General features: G+C 38.9%; 1 protein-coding gene. It reads right to left on the minus strand.

What is annotated here, in order from left to right; translation table 11 throughout:
• Window positions 1-43 precede the first annotated feature (43 nt).
• A complete protein-coding gene (locus IPU53_RS24645; protein ID WP_207454179.1) occupies window positions 44-814 on the minus strand; it encodes a Mu transposase domain-containing protein in 771 nt (256 codons plus the stop codon).
• Window positions 815-983: the final 169 nt, after the last annotated feature.

A 983-nucleotide genomic window follows, 5' to 3' on the forward strand; every position in this document is an offset into this window, starting at 1 on the left:
CTGAGCTTTAATCGCTTTGCGTATTCCTGAATCATCTCATGCATTATGCTTGCCTCCTTTCGGAGGAAAAGAAGACATCATACTTTTTGATACCTCGTTCCGCGACCGGCATGGCTGGGACGCTAGTCTTCATCTCCAACGTTTCCCGATAACCTCGCCCATGAATAAGTTGATGGAAAATCTGTTTAATTGCTTCGGGAGACGGATGACTCCTTTCAGAAGCTATTTCCAACGCTTCTGTTGCTTTTTCTAAACTGTGTTCCTTTAATAATGTTGATAATAACTTTAAAACTTGTTTCTTTTCTTCTACGGTGCAATCATTCAAATAGCTTTGCCAACGTTTCGGCAATTGACTATAAAATGTAGTATATTTTAAAGCTGTTGGCCTTCGAGCCATGAGAGACAGGTAGGGCTGCCATATCATTGATTTAGAAACATCTCCGTATATTCGGTTATGGTTAACGATTTTCTCATATTCATCCGTAAGGATGGTGACCTGATTGTATGTGATTGCCACCAAGACTTCTTGTTTTGCGTAACGTGGGGAAGTGGAGTATTTTTTTGTATCCACCTGGACAAACCCATATTTATCAGCTTTCAAAGTTTCATAGCGTACACAACTATATTCCTTAGCTGGTAAATGTAAAAATGCATGTTTGTCTTCTTCGAATAATTGACTGATCTTTTCTTTTTTCTCATAATGTGGACGAAGACGATCTTTTTCAGCTTCCTCCCACAACTTGGCATTCAATTCGTCTAATTGAAACACCCTTCGTTCTGGTAAGAAGAAATTATTCCGGACATATTTCACCATAGCTTCCACATGACCCTTTTCATTACCTAAACCTGGATTACAAAATTCATATTCGAAGCCATAGTGTAAAACAAATCTTTCAAATCATCCGTTAATTCACGCCTACCATGTGGAAAAATCCTTTTCACCGCAGGGGATAAGTTATCAAAGCGAATTCTTCTAGGTACAC

Source organism: Bacillus sp. SD088 (genome assembly GCF_017355205.1).
Taxonomy (GTDB): Bacteria; Bacillota; Bacilli; order Bacillales; family Bacillaceae_C; genus Lederbergia.